The 18272-nt window shown below is 64.8% G+C and carries 12 protein-coding genes and 1 riboswitch; of the genes, 6 read left to right on the top strand and 6 right to left on the bottom strand.

Going from position 1 to position 18272, the window contains the following annotated elements; translation table 11 throughout:
* Positions 1-40 precede the first annotated feature (40 nt).
* Positions 41-400, bottom strand: a complete 360-nt coding sequence (locus VC212_RS21970) for an L-fucose mutarotase (RefSeq protein WP_311240352.1) — start codon at positions 398-400, stop codon at positions 41-43.
* Between the two features lie 2 nt (positions 401-402).
* Entirely contained in the window at positions 403-1704 is a 1302-nt protein-coding gene (gene fucP, locus VC212_RS21965) for an L-fucose:H+ symporter permease (protein ID WP_311240351.1), read from the bottom strand.
* A 179-nt stretch (positions 1705-1883) separates the two neighbouring features.
* On the opposite strand from fucP, the gene VC212_RS21960 reads away from it, so the two are divergent.
* From VC212_RS21960 to VC212_RS21945, 4 genes are all read left to right on the top strand, one after another.
* Positions 1884-2633: an IclR family transcriptional regulator gene (locus tag VC212_RS21960; protein WP_115514303.1), complete on the top strand. Its 750-nt coding sequence runs from the start codon at positions 1884-1886 to the stop codon at positions 2631-2633.
* A gap of 113 nt (positions 2634-2746) precedes the next feature.
* Complete coding sequence (locus VC212_RS21955; RefSeq protein WP_323526946.1) at positions 2747-3874, top strand: AraC family transcriptional regulator; 1128 nt, start codon at positions 2747-2749, stop codon at positions 3872-3874.
* A 130-nt stretch (positions 3875-4004) separates the two neighbouring features.
* On the top strand, positions 4005-5474 hold the full coding sequence (locus tag VC212_RS21950) for a S41 family peptidase (RefSeq protein WP_323526945.1): 1470 nt from the start codon (positions 4005-4007) through the stop codon (positions 5472-5474).
* Between the two features lie 164 nt (positions 5475-5638).
* Positions 5639-5842: riboswitch (yybP-ykoY riboswitch) on the top strand.
* Positions 5813-6394: a manganese efflux pump MntP family protein gene (locus tag VC212_RS21945; protein WP_323518671.1), complete on the top strand. Its 582-nt coding sequence runs from the start codon at positions 5813-5815 to the stop codon at positions 6392-6394. It overlaps the preceding riboswitch by 30 nt.
* Before the next feature lie 239 nt (positions 6395-6633).
* On the opposite strand, the gene VC212_RS21940 is transcribed toward VC212_RS21945, so the two are convergent.
* The 3 genes from VC212_RS21940 to VC212_RS21930 form a co-directional block, all read right to left on the bottom strand.
* The gene (locus VC212_RS21940) at positions 6634-10083 is read right to left on the bottom strand and encodes a PAS domain-containing hybrid sensor histidine kinase/response regulator (protein ID WP_323518669.1); all 3450 of its coding nucleotides are present in this window, start codon (positions 10081-10083) and stop codon (positions 6634-6636) included.
* A 587-nt stretch (positions 10084-10670) separates the two neighbouring features.
* Positions 10671-13070 (bottom strand): NdvB protein, encoded by a 2400-nt coding sequence (locus VC212_RS21935; RefSeq protein ID WP_323526937.1) that lies wholly within the window; start codon positions 13068-13070, stop codon positions 10671-10673.
* A gap of 2 nt (positions 13071-13072) precedes the next feature.
* Positions 13073-14455, bottom strand: a complete 1383-nt coding sequence (locus VC212_RS21930; RefSeq protein WP_323526936.1) for an MFS transporter — start codon at positions 14453-14455, stop codon at positions 13073-13075.
* A 157-nt stretch (positions 14456-14612) separates the two neighbouring features.
* On the opposite strand from VC212_RS21930, the gene VC212_RS21925 reads away from it, so the two are divergent.
* Both VC212_RS21925 and VC212_RS21920 read left to right on the top strand, forming a co-directional pair.
* Positions 14613-15197 (top strand): gluconokinase, encoded by a 585-nt coding sequence (locus VC212_RS21925; RefSeq protein WP_323526944.1) that lies wholly within the window; start codon positions 14613-14615, stop codon positions 15195-15197.
* A gap of 1002 nt (positions 15198-16199) precedes the next feature.
* Positions 16200-17930 (top strand): PQQ-binding-like beta-propeller repeat protein, encoded by a 1731-nt coding sequence (locus VC212_RS21920; RefSeq protein ID WP_115514307.1) that lies wholly within the window; start codon positions 16200-16202, stop codon positions 17928-17930.
* Here VC212_RS21920 and VC212_RS21915 read toward each other — a convergent pair.
* Positions 17888-18256: a hypothetical protein gene (locus tag VC212_RS21915; protein ID WP_323526935.1), complete on the bottom strand. Its 369-nt coding sequence runs from the start codon at positions 18254-18256 to the stop codon at positions 17888-17890. The genes VC212_RS21920 and VC212_RS21915 overlap by 43 nt on opposite strands.
* Positions 18257-18272: the final 16 nt, after the last annotated feature.

Genomic DNA, 18272 nt, shown 5'->3' with positions numbered 1-18272 from the left:
TGCGGGAGAAGGTGCCCGTAGGGCGGATGAGGGATGCCACTCACCCTTGCGCCGCTACCGCCTCACTCAACGCAAAAATCCGCCCGGCTTCCCGCCACTTTTCCCCGGGCGCACTGCCCGGCAGCGGTTTCTGGAAGCGCCACATTAGGTCTTCCCACGCCTGGATGCGCGGATCGGCGGCATCGCGCGCGGCCTTGGCGGCTGGATCGTAATCGTCGCCCACCTCCATCAGCATCACCAACCGATCGCCGTTGCGAAAGATCTCCAGTTCAAGAATGCCGGCCTGCTGCAAGGAGGCCACCACTTCCGGCCACACCTCGGTGGGCTGATGCCAGCGCTCGTAGTCGGCGATCAACGCAGCATCGTCGTGCAGATCCAGTACATAGCAAAGACGCGGCATGCTCAGGCTCCGGCGATCACAGGCGTCACGCGACGTGCGCGCAATGCGAACAGCAAGATCACCGCAAAGCACACACCCGGCACCGCCATCGCCCAGTGAATGCCGGCCATGTCCGACACCGCGCCCATCACCGCCGTAAGCAGCGCTCCGCCGATGATCGACATCACCAGCAAGGAGGAGCCCAGCTTGCGTGCGTCGTCGTGCATGCCATCCAGGCCCAGCGCAAAGATGGTCGGGAACATCACCGACATGAACACGCTTGCCGCCACCAGCGCGTACAACCCGGTCCAGCCGGGCAGCGCGATGGCAACCGCGCACAACACCACATTGATCGTGGCAAAACTCGCCAGCAACTTTGCCGGTGCCAGATAGCGCAGCAACGCGGTGCCGACAAAGCGGCCGGCCATGAATAGCACCAGCGAGATGGTCAGATACGTGGCCGCGGTCTTTTCCGGCGTGCCCGGCACGGCGTCCTGCAGGTAGCGGATCAGATAACTCCAGATGCCGACTTGCGCGCCTACGTAGAAGAACTGCGCCACCACCGAAAACATGAAGCGCCGGTTGCGCAACAATTCGCCGAAGCGTGCGCGTTTGGGCGCCACGCCGCTGTCGCTCTCCGGCGCGCCGGTGGGAAAACGCACCAGCGCGATCAGGATCGCCCACAGCACCACCACTGCGCCGATGATCAGATACGGCATCTGCACGGCCGAGGATTCGGCAGCGAAGAACGCCTCGCGCGCGGCCGGCGCCATCGCCGCCAGCTCGGCGGGCGTGTGCTCCACACCGGAGAAAATGAAATGCTGGCCGACCAACACGCCGGTGATCGACCCCAAGGGGTTGAAGGCCTGCGCAAGATTCAGCCGCCGCGCCGCGCCGTCGGCCGGCCCGAGCACGGTCACCAGTGGATTGGCAGTGGTTTCCAGAAACGCCAGGCCGCTGGCGATGACGAACAGCGCCAGCAGGAACAGCCAGTAGGTGTGCACCTGCGCGGCCGGGTAAAACAGAAACGCCCCGCACGCATACAGCAGCAACCCGAGCACCACCGCGGCCTTGTAGCTGTAGCGACGCATGAACATCGCCGCCGGCATCGCGAACACGAAATAGCCCATGTAGAAGGCGCTCTGCACCAACCCGGCCTGCAGGTCGCTCAGCTCGAACGCTTTCTTGAACTGCTTGATCAGGATGTCGTTGAGGTTGTTGGCCATGCCCCACAAAAAGAACAGGCTGACGATCAACAACAGGGGAACCATGGCGGTACGCGCCAGGTTGCCGCGCGGTGACGCGGCAATGTCACTGTGATGCATGCGACCGATCCCCTCCCAAGGCTGTGGCGCTTGCGTTGCAATGGCGCGAGCGTACTGCGCACGCCGACGCCATGCAAATATAAAATCTTTGTTTATATTTGCACGCAAGCACCCACCCTGACCCCTGTCGGCGATGCCTGTACCCTGGCGCGCCGCACCTTGCCTGGAATCGCAAACGGATGAGCCCCGAACCCGCCAAGTACCGCGCGCCGGCCCTGGACAAGGGGCTGGATATCCTCGAGCTTCTTGCCCGCCAGGCGCAGCCGATGAGCATGGGCGCGATCTCGCAAGGCATCGGCCGCTCGCGCGGCGAGATCTTCCGCATGCTGCAGGTGCTGGAGGAGCGCGGGTACCTCACCCGCGATGGCGAAGGCGACTACGTGCTAACCAACCGCCTGTTCATGCTCGGCATGCAGCAGCCGCCGGTGCAGAGCATTAGCGAGGCCGCGTTGCCGGTGATGCGGCGGCTAGCCGATGCGATCTGCCAGCCCTGCCATCTGGTGGCGCCCTCGGGCGACCAGATCGTGGTGATCGCGCAGATGGATGTGCCCAGCGATCTGGGCCTGGTGGTGCGCCCGGGCCATCGCCGCCCGTTGACCCATTCCAGCTCCGGGCTGGTGCTGTTCGCCTTCCAGCAACCGGAAGTGCAGGCGCGCTGGCTGGACATGCTGGACGCCAGCGAGGTGCCGTTCGAGCGTGCGCAGTTCCTGGCCGCCGCCGCGCAGGCACGCAACGATGGCTACGCCATGCAACCCAGCGAAGCGGTGGTGGGCGTGGTCGATCTGACTGCGCCGATCCTGCAACGCGGCAGTGCGACCTACACGCTCACGGTGCCGTTCATCGCACGCCGCCCGGAACTGGTGGGCCCGCACGCGGCCTTACAGGCGCTGTGCGCGGCCACGCAAGAGATTTCCAACGCGCTGCACTGATCTCAGGCAATCCACGCCGCCTGGCGCAGATGCCCAGGCGCGTTGCACAAGGCATCGCCCTATACTCGGCGCGGTCGACCACGCGGGATCGCATGTCCAGCCTCACGTTCGGGATGTGGAGCACCATCCTGCTGCTTGGCAGCGCGCATGGCGTACTTGGCGCGGGCCTGTTGTTATTGGCCCCGGCCAACCGGATCGCCAACCGGTGCCTGGCCGCACTGCTGCTGGTGGTGGTGGCGCTGATAACGCCTTACACGCTGGGCTATGCCGGCGCCTACGATGCATACCCTGACCTGACCTACGCGCCGCTGTTCTGGGAACTGGCGATCGGGCCACTGGTGTGGCTCTACGTGCGCCAACTGGCGCGCCGGCAGCTGCCGCGGCGCTGGGCGCTGCATCTGCTGCCGGCGCTGCTGCAAGGCGGCTATTACACCTGGCTGTTCACCTGGCCACTGCAACGCAAGTGGGACTGGAACGCCGCCGTCCACGTGCCCTGGGTCGCCCCGCTGCAAGACGCCTTGGTGCTGGCATCGCTGACGGCCTATCTGCTCCTGGCATGGCGCGAGTATCTGGCCTATCAACGCTGGCTGGAACATCACAGCGGTGCACGCGAGGAGCTGCGTTTGCCGTGGCTGCGCGGTTTTCTGCTGGCCGCGTTCTTTCTGCTGGTGTTGCGGCTTGGCTTCACCGCCAGCGACCGGCTGTGGAAGCCGCTGTCCTATTTCGACGAGTTTCCGCGCTACCTGGCCACCGCAGCGCTGGTCTATTACCTGGGGCTGGAAGGCTGGCGCCATGCCCGCCTGCGCTACCCGCCGCGCGATGCGCCGCTGACGCTGGAGCCGCCGCCAGATCCGCCCGACCCGGCAGCAACGCTTGCCGCGCCCCAGCCTGCGGCGGAAAAGGACTGGCAGGCGCTGGGGCAACGCGTGGCTGCCGAGGTCGCTGCGCACGGCTGGTGGCGCGAGCCGGACCTCAGCCTGCCCGAGCTGGCGCGCCGCATGGGCACCAACAGCAACTATCTGTCGCGTGCGCTCAACGAAGGCCTGGGGCAGACCTTCAGCGCCTTCATCAACGCGCTGCGCATCGCCGACGCCCAGCGCCTGCTGGCCGGCGATCAGGACATCCTCTCCATCGCGCTGGCGGTGGGGTTCGGTTCCAAGGCCAGCTTCAACCGGGTGTTTCGTGCCCACTTCGGCTGCACGCCCAGCGACTACCGGCGCACGCAACGTCGCACATCCTGAAAATTTTTGGCAATTGGGCATTTGAGTCGCCCGCCACCGCGCAGCTGCCGATGCTGGCGACTCTTGCCCAGGAGCTGCCATGTCCCATCGCATCCGTCTTCTTTCAGTGTTGTTAGTGCTGCTCTGTCCGATCTGCGTCGCGTGGGCGGCCTCGCCCGCACCCGCGTTGACCCGCGACAGCCCACTGCCCGGTCCGGCGCTGCTGGCCGATATCGATGTGCTACGACAGGCCTATAGCGCACTGCATCCGGGCCTGTACCGCTACGCCACCGAGGCGCAGGTTGCGCAACGCTTCGCCGAGCTGCGCGCCGAACTGGCAGACGGCGCCACGCTTGGTCAGGCCTACCTCGCCATCTCCCGCCTGACCGCCAGCGTGCGCTGCGGCCACAGCTTCCCCAATTTCGTCAATCAACCCGAGCCGATCCAGCAGGCTCTGTTCGGCGACGGCCGGCGCCTGCCGTTCCATTTTCGTTGGCTACAGGGCCGCATGATCGTCAGCCGGAATGGCTCGGATCAGCCCGGCTTGCTGCCCGGCACAGAAGTGCTGTCCATCGATGGCATTGCCACCTCGCAGATTCTGGCGGCGTTGATGACAGTGGCGCGCGCCGATGGCAGCAACGACGCCAAGCGCATTGCCCAGATGGAGGTGCAGGGGTTTGCGCAGATCGAGGCGTTCGATGCGTATCTGCCGTTGCTGTTCCCGCAGATTTCCGCCAACCCGGTGCTGCAGGTCCGCGCGCCCGGCGCCACCGCTCCACGCGCGCTGCAGGTGCACGGCATCGACGCGGCGCAGCGCAATGCAATGGCGCCCAAACGTGCGCGCGACAGCGCAGCGCCGGCATGGACGCTGACGATGGACTCGGCCGATCTGGCAGTTCTGCGCATGCCGGATTGGGCGCTGTATGAAAGCGCCTGGGATTGGCGGGCATTTCTGGCGCGCAGCTTCATGCGCCTGGCCAAGCGCAAGGTGCCTGCGTTGGTGATCGATCTGCGTGGCAACGAGGGCGGGCTGGACGTGGGCAGCGTGCTGCTGGGGTATCTGGCAGCAGGCGAGATCGCGGCGCCGCCGATGCGCAACCTGGTGCGTTATCGGCGCGTGCCCGATGCGTTGGCGACCTACGTCACCACCTGGGATCGCGGCTTCCGCGACTGGGGCACGCGCGCAGTTGCCTACGACACGCGGTTCTACACGCTCAATGCGCAAACCGGCGGCGCTGCACAGCGCTACCTGCCATTGCGTACACCGCATTTCACTGGTCGGGTGTTTGTGTTGATCGACGCCGAAAACAGCTCGGCCACTTTCGCGTTTGCGCAGCAACTACAGCGCAACGGCTTGGGCACGCTGGTCGGCCAGCCCACCGGCGGCAATCTGCGCGGCATCAACGGCAGCGCGTTCTTCTTTTTGCACTTGCCCAACTCGCACATCGAGGTGGATCTGCCGCTGGTCGGTCAGTTTGCAACCAGCGCGCAACCCGATCGCGGCGTGCTGCCCGACGTGCCGGTGCAGATCACCGTGCAGGATCTGCAGGCCGGCCGGGATGTGGAAATGGACACCGTGCGTGCCCTGCTGGGTGGCCAGCAAGCGCGGCCGACACACTGACAGCGCAGCCACCGGGCCGTGGGATCGCCCATGGTTTTCCGGCTGTTCTACTGCGCCTGCAACTCCACGGATAGCCGCTGCATAGCCACGGCTATAAAGATCAGACCGACCTTCGCGTGCAGGCAAAACGCCCGAAAGCGAGTTTTGCGTTGTTACACTGCGCGCCCCTTGGGGAGTAGCCTGCTTTCGTTTATCGAAAGCGCCTGCATCAACATACTCGGCCGTTGCGCCGTGGTGCAGGCAACCAATCGTGGTTTGGCGAGACCAGCGGCATGCGCGTACGACGACGGTTGGCGCGGGCGCATGCCGTTGTGACCGTGCCCAACCCGAGAGTGTCGATGTCTCCTTTTTCCATTGTGTTGATCGGTTTTGCGATGTCCACCGATGCGTTTGCCGCTGCGATCGGCAAGGGCGCGGCGATGCGCAAACCGCAGTGGCGCGATGCGCTACGCGCCGGATTGATTTTTGGGTGCATCGAAGCGATCACACCGGTAATCGGCTGGTTGCTGGGCCGCGCGGCGTCCAGTTATGTGTCCGCCTATGACCACTGGATCGCCTTCGTGCTGCTTGGCGCGCTGGGCACGCACATGATCGTGGCCGGCCTGCGCGCCGATCCTGACGATACCGATGAGGCAGCCGATGCGCCGAAGAAAAACGGCCTGCTTGCACTGGCCGCCACCGGCTTCGCCACCAGCATCGATGCGATGGCAGTCGGCGTCAGCCTGGCATTTTTGGATGTGCACATCGGCGTGGTGGCCGTAGTGGTCGGCCTGTGCACCTTCAGCATGGTCACCGCCGGCATCATGCTGGGCCGCGCACTGGGCGCGCTGATCGGCAAACGTGCCGAGATCCTGGGCGGCGCGATCCTGGTGATCGTCGGCAGCGTGATCCTGTACGAACACCTCAGCGGCGCGGCGTAAGCCCCTGCGCACAGGGAATCTTTCGACTGCCTGTTTTCTGTAGGAGCGCGTCTGAGTTCATCGTGGCTATCGTGTGCGCACCTTTTGATGCGTAAGTTGCTCGCGTTCATCGCAGCCAGCGTAAGCGCCATCCTCATTGCAAGTGCTTCGTAGGAGCGTGCCTGCGCGCGACGAAGCGTTATCGGCAATGCCCCGTCGCGCGCAGGCACGCTCCTACGCTGCATTCGGGTGGCTACCCGTCAGCGCTTTTTCGCGTCGTGGAGCGCGCTTAGGAATGCACGCAGCGAGGCGGGCTTTACCGGTTTGGTGAGCAAGCGGTAGCCGCGCGCACGTGCAAGTTGTTTGAGTTCGTCACGACCGTCGGCAGTCAGTAGCGCGCCAGCGATCGGCGCAGTCGCGGCGGCCTGCACCGCATCCAGCGTGTCCAGTCCATCCAGACGGTCGTGCAGGTGATAGTCCACCAACATCACATCCGGTTGCTCGCGCGCACAGTCCAGCGCCTGATCCACGGTGCTGGCGGTGATCACCTCCACCTGCCAGCGGCCGAGCAGCGCGCGCATGCCATCGAGAATTTCGCGGTCGTTGTCCACGCACAGCACGCGCAATCCGGCCAGCGAATCGCCGCTGGGCAAGGCGCGCGTGGCCGGCACCGGCACCAGCGGCGCCACCGGCACCGGCGCCACGCGCGGCAACAGGATCGAGAACATGCTGCCGCGGCCGACCTGGCTGCGCGCACTCAGATCGTGATCGAGCAGGCGCGAGATGCGTTGGCAGATCGACAACCCCAATCCCAAGCCCTGCTCGCCCCAATCGAAGGGCTGCTGATAGCGGCGAAACTCTTCGAAGATCTGCCGCATGTGGTGCTCGGGAATGCCAGGACCGGTGTCCCACACCTGCAGTTCCACCTGTTCGCCGCGCCCGCGCATGCCCAGCACGATACGGCCCTGGCGCGTGTAGCGCAGCGCATTGGCCAGGAAGTTCTGCATCACCCGGCGCAGCAGGCGGCGGTCGCTGCGCACCCAGATCGGCCGGCTATGCACCTGCAGGCGCAGGCCGCGGCTGGACGCCACCGGCGCGTATTGCGCGGCCAGCTCGTGCATCAATGCGCTGGCATCGAAGTCTTCGACCGTGGGGCGCAGCCCGCCGGCATCCAGACGCGACACGTCGAGCAGACCGTCGAGCAATTCTTCGGCCGCACGCAACGACGCATCCACACGCTCGGCCAGATGGCGTTGTTCTTCGTTGTTCTGATGGCTCTCGCGCAATGCGGAGGCGAACAGCCGCGCGGCATTGAGCGGTTGCAACACGTCGTGGCTGATCGCCGCCAGAAAGCGGGTTTTGGACTGCTGCGCCAGCTCGGCTTCGCGCGAGCGATCGGCCACGCGTTGCTCCAGGTTTTCGTTGGCGTCCAGCAGCGCGCGCTCGGCACGTTTGTAGTCGGTGATGTCGTTGTAACTGGTGACATAGCCACCGCCGGGCAGCGCCTGGCCGCGCATTTCGATCACCTTGCCGTCGCTGCGGGTGCGCTCGAACACATGCGGCGAGCCGGCACGCATGTGGCGGATACGGCGGTCGATCTGGTCTTCGATATCGCCTTCGCCCAGCTCGCCGCGTTCGGCGTTGTAGCGGATCAGATCGGCAACCGGGCGGCCGACATACAACATGCCATCCGGGTAACCGAACAACTGCTGATAACGCCGATTCCATGCGGTCAGGCGCATCTCCGGGTCGACCACGCTGACCGCGGCGCTGATGTTTTCCAGGGTGGTGGACAGGATCTCGCGATTGAAGCGCAGTTCCTGGCCGGCCTCGTCCAGCACCGCCACCACTTCGCCCAGTTCCATGCCCGAACCGCGCAACAAGCTGGTCAGCACCAGCCGCGCCGACGCGGCGCCGATGGAAGCCGCCAGCAAACGCTCGGTGAACTGCACCCAGGCGCGGTCGGCCACCACGGTCGGTTGCAGCTCGCGCTCCAGCAGCACCGCCTGCTCGACAAAGGCACGATGCGCATGCCGCTCGCCCACCACGCGCTCGGCCAGCGCCTGCAGATCGGCCACGCGCACATGCCCGGGCCAGTCGCCGGCCACCGCCGGACGCTGCGCATACGGGTCCAGAAACGGTGCCGCACGCAGCCGCTCGTCCACGCCCGGGCGCCAGCGTGCCGACACCAGCATCATCGCGCCGACGTTGATCAGCAGCGACCAGAACGTGCCATGCGCCAGCGGGTCCCAGCCGCGCATGCCGAACAACTGCTGCGGCTGAAGCCAGCCGATACCGAACGGCCCATCCACCAACCACTCCGGCTGCAGCCAGCCCGCACGCGTGGCGGCCGGCAGCAGCAGCGTGTAGATCCAGGTCATGAAGCCGAGCACCATGCCGGTTTCCACGCCCTTGCGGCTGGCCCCGCGCCAATACAGCCCGCCGATCACGCCCGGCGCAAACTGCGCCACCGCCGCAAACGCCATCAATCCGTAGGCCGCCAGCGTGGTGTCGTTGGCCACGCTGCGGTGATAGCCGTAGGCCACCAGCGCCAGCAGCAGGATGGCCACGCGGCGGATCCACAGCACGCGCGAAGCCACCGCTGCACGCGCATCCGCGCTGCCGCGGCGGCGTAGCAGCACCGGCATCACCAGGTCGTTGCTGACCATGGTGGCCAAGGCGATGCTGGCCACGATCACCATGCCGGTGGCAGCCGAAAACCCGCCCACGTAGGCCACCAGCGCCAGCACCGTGTTGCCCTGGCTCAGCGGCAAGGCCAGCACCACCGCATCGTCCACTACCGCGCTGCCCTTGCCGAACAACGCGATGCCGGCCGAGGCGATCGGCACCACCATCGCCGAAATGATCACCAGGTACGCCCCGAACAACCAGCGCGCGCGCCGGATATCGCCGACATCGCTGCATTCGACCACCGCCACATGAAATTGCCGCGGCAGGCAGATCACCGCCAGAAAACTCAGCAGCGTCTGCGAGATGAATCCCACCGACGGCGTGTGTTCGAACAAGGTGCGCGCCGAATCGGCGATGTGCAGTTGGTGATCGCTCAGCCACATCCACGCAAACAGCCCAACCGCCACGATGGCGATCAGCTTGATCACCGACTCCAGCGCGATGGCCAGCATCATGCCGTGATGGTGTTCGGTGGCATCCACCTGGCGGGTGCCGAACAAGGTGGCGAACAAGGCCATCAGCAGCGCCACATACAACGCCGGATCGGCAAAGATGCCGCGCCCGGCGCTGCTATGCCCGGTCAGCACCTCCAGGCTCATCGCCACCGCTTTGTACTGCAGCGCCAGATACGGAACGATGCCGACCAGCGCGATCACCGCCACCAACGCGGCCAACCGCCGCGAGCGGCCGTAGCGCGAGGAAATGAAATCGGCGATGGACACGGTGTTTTCGGAGCGTGCGATCAGCGCCAGCCGCTCGATGATGCGCCAGCCGAACAGCAACAACAGCAACGGGCCGAGGTAGATCGGCAGATAGCCGATACCGTTGCGCACCGCCGAGCCCACTGCGCCATAGAACGTCCACGACGAGCAGTACACCGCCAGCGCCAGGCTGTAGACCGCCGGCCGCAGCCACGGCCGCTCCGGATACATCGGCCGACGATCGCCCCACCACGCCACCCCGAACAGCAGCGCGGCGTAACCCAGCGAGACCAGCAGCAATATCCAGCTCGAGACCAATGGGTGTCCTAGGCGGCGCGATGCGAGCCTGGGAGTTTACGCAGTGGGGAACAGCGCGTGGGCGACGGGACGCTGCCGGCGGCGGATTGGGCAGCGGGGCTGCGCGTGGACGGCTGGAGAAGGTGGGTATGACGTGGCTGCCCCCATCCGCCCTTCGGGCACCTTCCCCCGCAGGCGGGAGAAGGAGGCCTAGCGAATGAGAACGGAAGGCCGGCTGCTGGCTGCTAGCTTCTGGCTGCTAGCTTCTGGCTGTTGGCTTCTGGCTGTTGGCTTCTGGCTGTTGGCTTCTGGCTGTTGGCTTCTGGCTGTTGGCTTCTGGCTTCTGGCTTCTGGCTTCTGGCTTCTGGCTTACGGCTTACGGCTTACGGCTTACGGCTTACAGCTACGGCTTACGGCTTCCAGATCCTGGATCTGGCTTTGAGCGTTAGCTTTGGCTTTGGCTTTGGATCTAGCTCCAGCTCTAGCTCTAGCTCTAGCTCTAGCAACGACAATCTAAAAAAAGCCGGCAACCTCCCCTCTCCCCCCTGGGGGAGAGGGTGCCCGAAGGGCGGGTGAGGGCCGCTGGCTAAGCAAGCCGCAGCCACCCCTCAGCCCGGCAGACGCACGCGCACCTGATACGTGCGACCGGCCACGATGTTGTGAACCCGTTGATCCGGGCAGACCTCGCCATCCACCAGCACCTCGCTGTCACGACGACCCGCCTCGCGCGTCAACACGACCTCGAACTGCGCGCCACGAAATTGCCGCGTCACCTGCGCATGCGGCCAGTGCGAAGGCAGCTGCGGGCGGATCGCCAACGCGTCGCCCTCGCCGACCAGGCCAAACAAACCTTCCAGCACGCAGCGATACACCCACGCCACCGTGCCGGTGTTGAACAACTGGCTCGATCGCCCCGCGGTGCGCGGGTACTGATGCCACGCGCCACGGTAGTAATTGGGCAGCGACACCGGCAGATGACCGCGCTGCAGCACGTCTTCGCGGGTCGGGCCCGGCAGCATCGCGCGCAGGATCTCCCAGGCGCGGTCGGTCTCACCAATCTGGTACAGGCTGTACAGATAGAACGCCACCGCGTGGTTGTAGACCGCACCGTTCTCCGCCGCACCCGGCCATTTCTGGGTAAGGCGACCCACGTCGTCGCGCATGTGGGTGTAGGCCGGTGCCAGCATCACCGGGCCATACGGTGTGTGCAGTTGCTCGCGCACGGCCTCCAGCAGTGCCGTGCGTTGCTGCGCATCGGCGGTGCCGGCCAACAGCGCAAAACTCTGCGGATTGAGATAGATGCGCCCTTCCACATCGTCGGCGATACCGAAGCGCACACCGTCGTCGGTGATGCCGCGCGCATACCAGTTGCCGTCCCACAACTCACGGTTTGCGTCGGCGTTTACCCTGCCTACTGCATGGCCGAATGTCTGGGCCTGCGCGGTGCGTCCATACGCGGCGCAGATGTCCGACCACAGTCGCAGCGCATACGCGGTCGCCACGGTGAGCCAGCCGGAGACGCCCTTGCCGCGCCAGCCGACCATGTTCATGGGGTCGTTCCAATCGCCCTGGGCGATGAAACTCAGGCCGCGCGCATCGCGCGCATCCAGCAACCACTGCATCGCCGCATCCAATCGCTCGGCCACGCTCAGCGCCTGGCCATCGTGCGTGCGCACCACCGCCTCCAGCACGCTGGCATCGTTGGTTTCGGCCAGATACGCACTCAGGAAGATCGGCAACCACACGCAATGGTCGGTATGCGGCACCTGGTTGATGTATTTCAGCTCGGCGCCTTCCACCAGCAGAATGCCGTCCGGCATCGCGCCGCTGGGTTCCTGCTGCGACAAGGCATGCAGCAGCGCCGCACGCGCGGTTGCCGGCTGCAGATAAGCCATGCCCATGTGGTCCTGCAGATAATTGCGTGTCTGCGGATCGGTGGTCAGGCGGTTGACATCGCCGTGATAGAACACCTGCCGCGGCAACCAATGGTTGACCAGGTTATCTAGCGCCGCATCGGGTGTGGCGATCTGCATGCAACCATGGCCGGCCTGCAGATACTGCGCATAGGCGCGTGCCGCCTCGGCAAAGCCTTCCTGCGACAGATAGCGCGCACGCAGCGCGGCGATTTCTGCATCGTCCTTGGCCGGCCCGAATGCAAAGCGATATACGCTGGCCGCGTCGGCTTGCAGACTGAGCCGATATTGCAACGCGGCGGCCGGCGTTTCGTAATGCGCCTCGCTGTTTCCCAGCTGCTCGGCCTGGATGGCAGAAGGCGCATGCAACCCACCCTCGCCTTCGAACGCCAGTTGCTGCGCGTCCCATGCCACCGGCGCTTGCTCATGCAACAGGAAGGTGCAGTCCTTGAAATCGCGCTGACGAAAATAATCGTCCACTTTCTGATACGGCGCCACGCTGCGGCAGACGATGCCACCCAGCGCCGGCTCGTAGCCGCCGGATTGATGCATCCACGACATGTAACCGACCGGGAAATACACGTACAGGCTCAGCCGCCGTGCGCGCCCGGAGGCGTTATGCACGCGGCATTCCCACAGCTCCACCGCATCGTCGGTGGGCAAAGCCACGCACAGCTCCACCACGATGTCGTCATGCTGCACGCGCCAACGCACATCGTGCTTGCCGGCAGAGAATTCGAAGGCCTGCGGCTGCGCGCGCACCGGCTCGTGCGGTACCGAGTACAGCGCGCCACTGTCTTCATCCTTGAGATAGAAAAAACGCCCGGGGTGATGTGCGTAATACGGCTGCTCGGGCATCATGAAATTGCGCGCTTCCAGCATCGGTGCATGCGCGTACTTGGATGGCTCCGGCTGCATGAACTGGCCGGTGGCATAGCCACGGCAGGTGAGCTGCAACATCATGCGGCGGTTCCACAAAAAGCCGCCGGCATTGGGCATGGCGGTCGGGCTGTAGAGCGCGTAGCGCATGCCATCGGCGCTGGGCGCCATCAAGGTGGACAGTGAGTCGGACGCAGCGGTGGGCGTTGCAGACACGGTCAGGGGTGCTCCGGTTCGTCGCGCTTGCGCGCGGCCAGTTCGTGCTGGATCTGGCTCAGCAAGCCGTCGTCCAGCGGATAGAAACGCATGGTCCAGGCAGCCAGCAGCGCGACCACCCCAGGGATCACCGTCAGCAGCAGCACGATGCCGGTCAACGACCCGGTGGACTGCGCACTGTTGGCCACATAACCCATCCCGGCCAGCACCCACGCGATGCCGGCCGAGGCCAGCGCGCCGCCAAGCTTTTGCGAAAACGTCGCTGCCGCAAACGTCATCGCCGTCGCGCGCCGGCCGGTGCGCCATTCGGTGTAGTCGGCGCTGTCGGCATACATCGAAAACGCCAACGGCGACTTCGGCCCCAGTGCCAGGCCGATCAACATGTTCAACCCGAAGATCGCCCATACCGCATCGGCAGGCACGAAGAACATCGCACAACTCAACAACCCGACGATCACCATCAGTCCGCACATCAGCTGGCGCTTGTCCCAATGCCGCGTCAGCAATGGGGTGATGGCTGCACCTATGCCCAAGGCCACCGAATAGCTGCCCAGGAACAAGCCGACCAGATCCGGGCGTTGCACGTAGTACTTGAGGTAGTACACGCCTGCACCACCGCGCATGGTGATCGTGACCATAATGATCAACGACAGCACGAACAACACGCACCACGGTTTGTTCTGCAGCAGATCGGCGATGTCGCGCCGGATCGGTGTGCGTTGTTGCGGGGGCGGTTGCACGCGCTCGCGCGTGGTCAATGCCACGGTGACAAACAACACCAGCGCCGCTGCGCCGTACAGCATCATCGTGCGCTGCCAGCCCAGCGCATCGTTGCCGCCGCCGAACCAGCGCACCAGATCCATCGTGAAGTAATTGACCAACGTGGTGCCTGCAAACGCACCGATGAAACGCAGGCTGATCAGCCCGGTACGCTGCTGGCTGTCGGCGGTGATCACGCCCGACAAGGCCGAGTACGGAATGCTCACCACGGTGTAGGCCAGCATCATCACCAGGAAGGTCACCGTGGCCCACACCATGCGCCCGTTCTGATCCAGGTCCGGCGTGGTGTAGGCAAGCACGCCGGTCAGCGCCATTGGTATTGCGCCCCACAACAGATACGGGCGGAACTTGCCCCAGCGGCTGCGGGTGCGGTCGGCGATGGCGCCCATTGCCGGGTCGGCAATCGCATCGGCGATCTTGGTCAGCAGGATCATCGTGCCCACCGCTGCGGCCGGCAGATGCATGGTGTCGGTGTAGAAGATCAGCAGAAACGCCGAGATGTTGGCCCAATACAGATTCAGGCCCAGATCGCCGGCGCCGTAGCCCAGCTTTTCGCGCCAGCGCAGGCGCGCCGATACAGGAGACGGTGCGGGTGTTGACGTCATCGACAGACCTTCGGATGCGTTGTACCCGGCCGGGCACGCCGTTACGCTGGGTGCCCGCTCACCTGGCAAGGAGCGCCGACGCTACACCACGCATCGGCTGCCGCCAACGTGAAATCGGCTCAAATGCCGAATCGATCCGGAGATATAACCTGACGTGATGGACACCGCCGTACCTGCCACGCCCGCGTCCGCTTCGCCCATGGCCATCGTTGTGATGGGCGTCTCGGGCAGCGGCAAGACCACCATCGCGCAGGCGCTCGCCGCGCATTACCGCTTCCGCTTTCTGGATGCCGACGACTATCACAGCGTGGCTGCGCGTGCGCAGATGGCGGCCGGCCAACCGCTGACAGATGCCATGCGTCTGCCGTGGGTGGAGCTGCTGGCCGCCACCTTGCGCGACTGCGTGCATGCCGGCGAATCGGTGGTGCTGGCATTTTCCGGATTGCGCGGCACGCACCGCCAATTGCTGCGCGGCAGCGGCGTACCGATGCGCTTTGTGTTCCTGCATGCGGCGCCGCATGTGATTGCCGCACGCCTGAGCGCACGTGCCGGCCACTTCATGCCGCCCAGCCTGCTCGACAGCCAGCTGCAGACGCTGGAGCTGCCGTTGGACGAGTCAGATGTGGTGTCGGTCGATGTGGACGCGACCGTGCCGGAAGTGGTGCGCGATGCGATCGCGCAGTTGGCGCTGAGCGCGTCTGCTGCAGTGCACACAGCCGCGGACTCGCCTCAACGCGCGTAACGCGCCAAGCGCACCGCTGGCCAAGCCCACCACTGAGCGTGCGCTCGATCGTTCCTTCGCCATCGGGAGAAGGTGGCGCGAAGCGCAGGATGCCGGTGCGCGCAAAGCGTGGCGCGGTTGGGATACATCAGGGCTTCGCTTCGTACCCTCACCCCAACCCCTCTCCCGCGGGGAGAGGGGCTTTTGATCGTTCCTTCCCCATCGGAAGAAAGTGGCGCGAAGCACCGTATGCCGGTGCGCTCAAAGCCACGCGCGGTTGGGAGACATCAGGGCTACGCCTCGTACCCTCACCCCACCCCCTCTCCCGCGGGGAGAGGGGCTTTTGATCGTTCCTTCCCCATCGGAAGAAAGTGGCGCGAAGCGCCGTATGCCGGTGCGCACAAAGCCGCGCGGTTGGGATACATCAGGGCTTCGCTTCGTACCCTCACCCCAACCCCTCTCCTGCGGGAGAGGGGCTTTCGATCGTTCCTTCTCCATCGGAAGAAGGTGGCGAGAAGCGCCGTATGCCGGTGCACGCAAAGCCCCGCGCGGTTGGGATACATCAGGGCTTCGCTTTGTACCCTCACGCCAACCCTCTCCCGCGGGGAAAGGGGCTTTGTCGTGGTCTAGCTGATTGGTTGGCTCACCCATCGACAGTCAGTGACGCGCCGCGCTGGGTGGCGCGGGCAGCGCCTCATCCGATTGCGACCCACCGCACAAGGTGGCGCAAAATTTCCTGGTTACCTTTTGCAAACCTATGAATTACTGACGAATTCGCTGCTGCAGCGTTGAATCATTTTTTCTATCGTACTGGAGCGAAATAGTGATGAATCATCACTATTTGTGCGATTAACGCACGTGCTGAACGCAAAATTTTCGACTTGGTATCACCAGATGCAGACGGACCCGACCGTTGCGTGAATGCAACGGCGTACGCGTGTTGCGCGGGCACCGCAATCGGCGATCTTCACCACGCAGATCCGGGGGGATCCAGCGCTTCCTTCCATTAATGGACATGCCGTGATGACCAACTCCAATCGCCGCTTGCGGTTACGCAGTTTGACGCTCATTCCCTGCCTGCTCGCCAGCGCAGTGGCTTTCGCCCAGCCCGGCTCCGCCACCGCACAACAGCCGGTGTCTGCGCTGGACACCCAGGCCTTCGCGCGCTCCGGCCAGGTGTGGAGCGCCTTCGGCAGCAACCTCCCGTTCGCGAGCCCCACCAGCTGGACCACCGCCGGTGGCGGTTACTTCAATGCGCGCTTCGCGCCGGGTGAGTGGAAGATCAATCGCACCACCGTCAAGGGCCTCAAGCCGGCCTGGACCCTGACCACCACCGGCGACATCTCGGCCACGCCGAGCGTCGAAGGCGGCACCCTCTACGTGCCCGACTGGGGCGGCACTCTGTATAGCGTCGACACCCAGACCGGCAAGCCGAACTGGCAGGCCAAGCTGTCCGACTACACCGGCAACGCCGCCTCGGTGACGCGCAATACCCCGGCCATCACCGCCAAGAGCATCATCGTCGGCGACCAGGCTGCCGGCACCGTGATGGCGATCGACAAGAAGACCGGCAAGCTGTTGTGGAAGACCACCGCCGAAGCCAACCCGCAGGCGCGCATCACCTCCTCGCCGGTGATCTACGGCAACCGCATCTACGTCGGCATCTCCTCGGGCGACTGGGGCAATCTGGCGCCCAACCACACGTTCAGCTTCCGCGGCAGCGTCGTGGCCCTGGATCTGAACACCGGCAAGAAGCTGTGGCAGTTCTACAACGTGCCCGAGGGTTACACCGGCGCCTCGGTGTGGGGCCAGGTGGCGATCGACCCAATCAGCAAGCGTCTGTATTTCGGCACCGGCAACAACTACAACATCCCGGAGGGCGTGGGCAATTGTGTCTCCAATGCACGCTCCTATCTGGGCAGCGACCTCACCGTGCAGGACGAGCTGAACTGCATGGCACCGGATAACTATGTCGACTCGGTGATCGCGCTGAATCTGGACACAGGCAAGCTGGCCTGGGCCAATCGCGCACAGGGCTACGATGCCTGGAACCTGTCGTGCATCATCGCGCCCACCAACGGTCTGTGTCCGAATACGCAAGCCACCAACCTGACCGGCCCCGATTACGATTTCGGCGGCGCTGGCGTCAACCTGTTCACCGTGTGGCGCGACGGCAAGCCGCAGCAGTTAGTCGGTGCCGGGCAGAAGAGCGGTATCTACTGGGCCTTCAACGCCAAGACCGGCGCCAAGGTATGGTCGACCCAGGTCGGCCCCGGCGGCACCACCGGCGGCGTCGAGTGGGGCACCGCGTTCGACCCGTACAAGTCGCAGATCTATGTGGCCATCAACAACAACAACAACACCACCTACACCCTGGGACCGGACAACACCGTCAGCCATAACGGCGGCTCGTGGGCGGCGCTGGATGCGGCTACCGGCAAGATCAAGTGGCAGGTCAAGGTGCCGGGTATCAACCGCGTCAACCCGACCGTACCGGCCGGCGGCCAGGGCTCGCTGACGGTGTCGCCGAACCTGCTGTACGCCGGTTCGATGGCCGGCAACATGGTCGCCCTCGACACCGACACTGGCGCTACGCTGTGGAACTACGACGCCACCGGCTCGGTGCTCAGCTCGCCGGCCGTGGTCAATGGTGCGCTGTACTGGGGCGCCGGCTACGGCCGCTTCAACTTCGGCACCGCCGCGACCAGCAATCAGCTGATCAAGTTCGTGCCGGAGGGCGGTGCGGCCAAGTAAGCGGCTAGCACGTGCTCTGCGTTGCGTGATGCGCAGTGAAAGCCACACAACGACGCCACCTTCGGGTGGCGTCGTTGTGTGTTGGGCTGGTAGATCGCGCAGCGCGGTGCGTTGATTGGCGTGTGTGGTGTTTGCCTTTGCTGCTTGCTGTTTGCTGTTTGCTGTTTGCTGTTTGCTGTTTGCTGTTTGCTGTTGCTGTTGCTGTTGCTGTTGCTGTTGCTGTTGCTGTTGCTGTTGCCTGTTGCCTGTTGCCTGTTGCCTGTTGCCTGTTGGCTGTTGGCTGTTGCTGCTCGAATGTGGAGACGGCGCAAAGCGATGCCCTGCATTCGGTGCAGTCGCGTG

Origin of the sequence: Xanthomonas sp. WHRI 8932A, from assembly GCF_035012785.1 — a bacterium.
Taxonomy (GTDB): domain Bacteria; phylum Pseudomonadota; class Gammaproteobacteria; order Xanthomonadales; family Xanthomonadaceae; genus Xanthomonas.
Note: the sequence above shows the minus strand (reverse complement) of the source record. Positions and strands in the feature narration are given on the sequence as shown.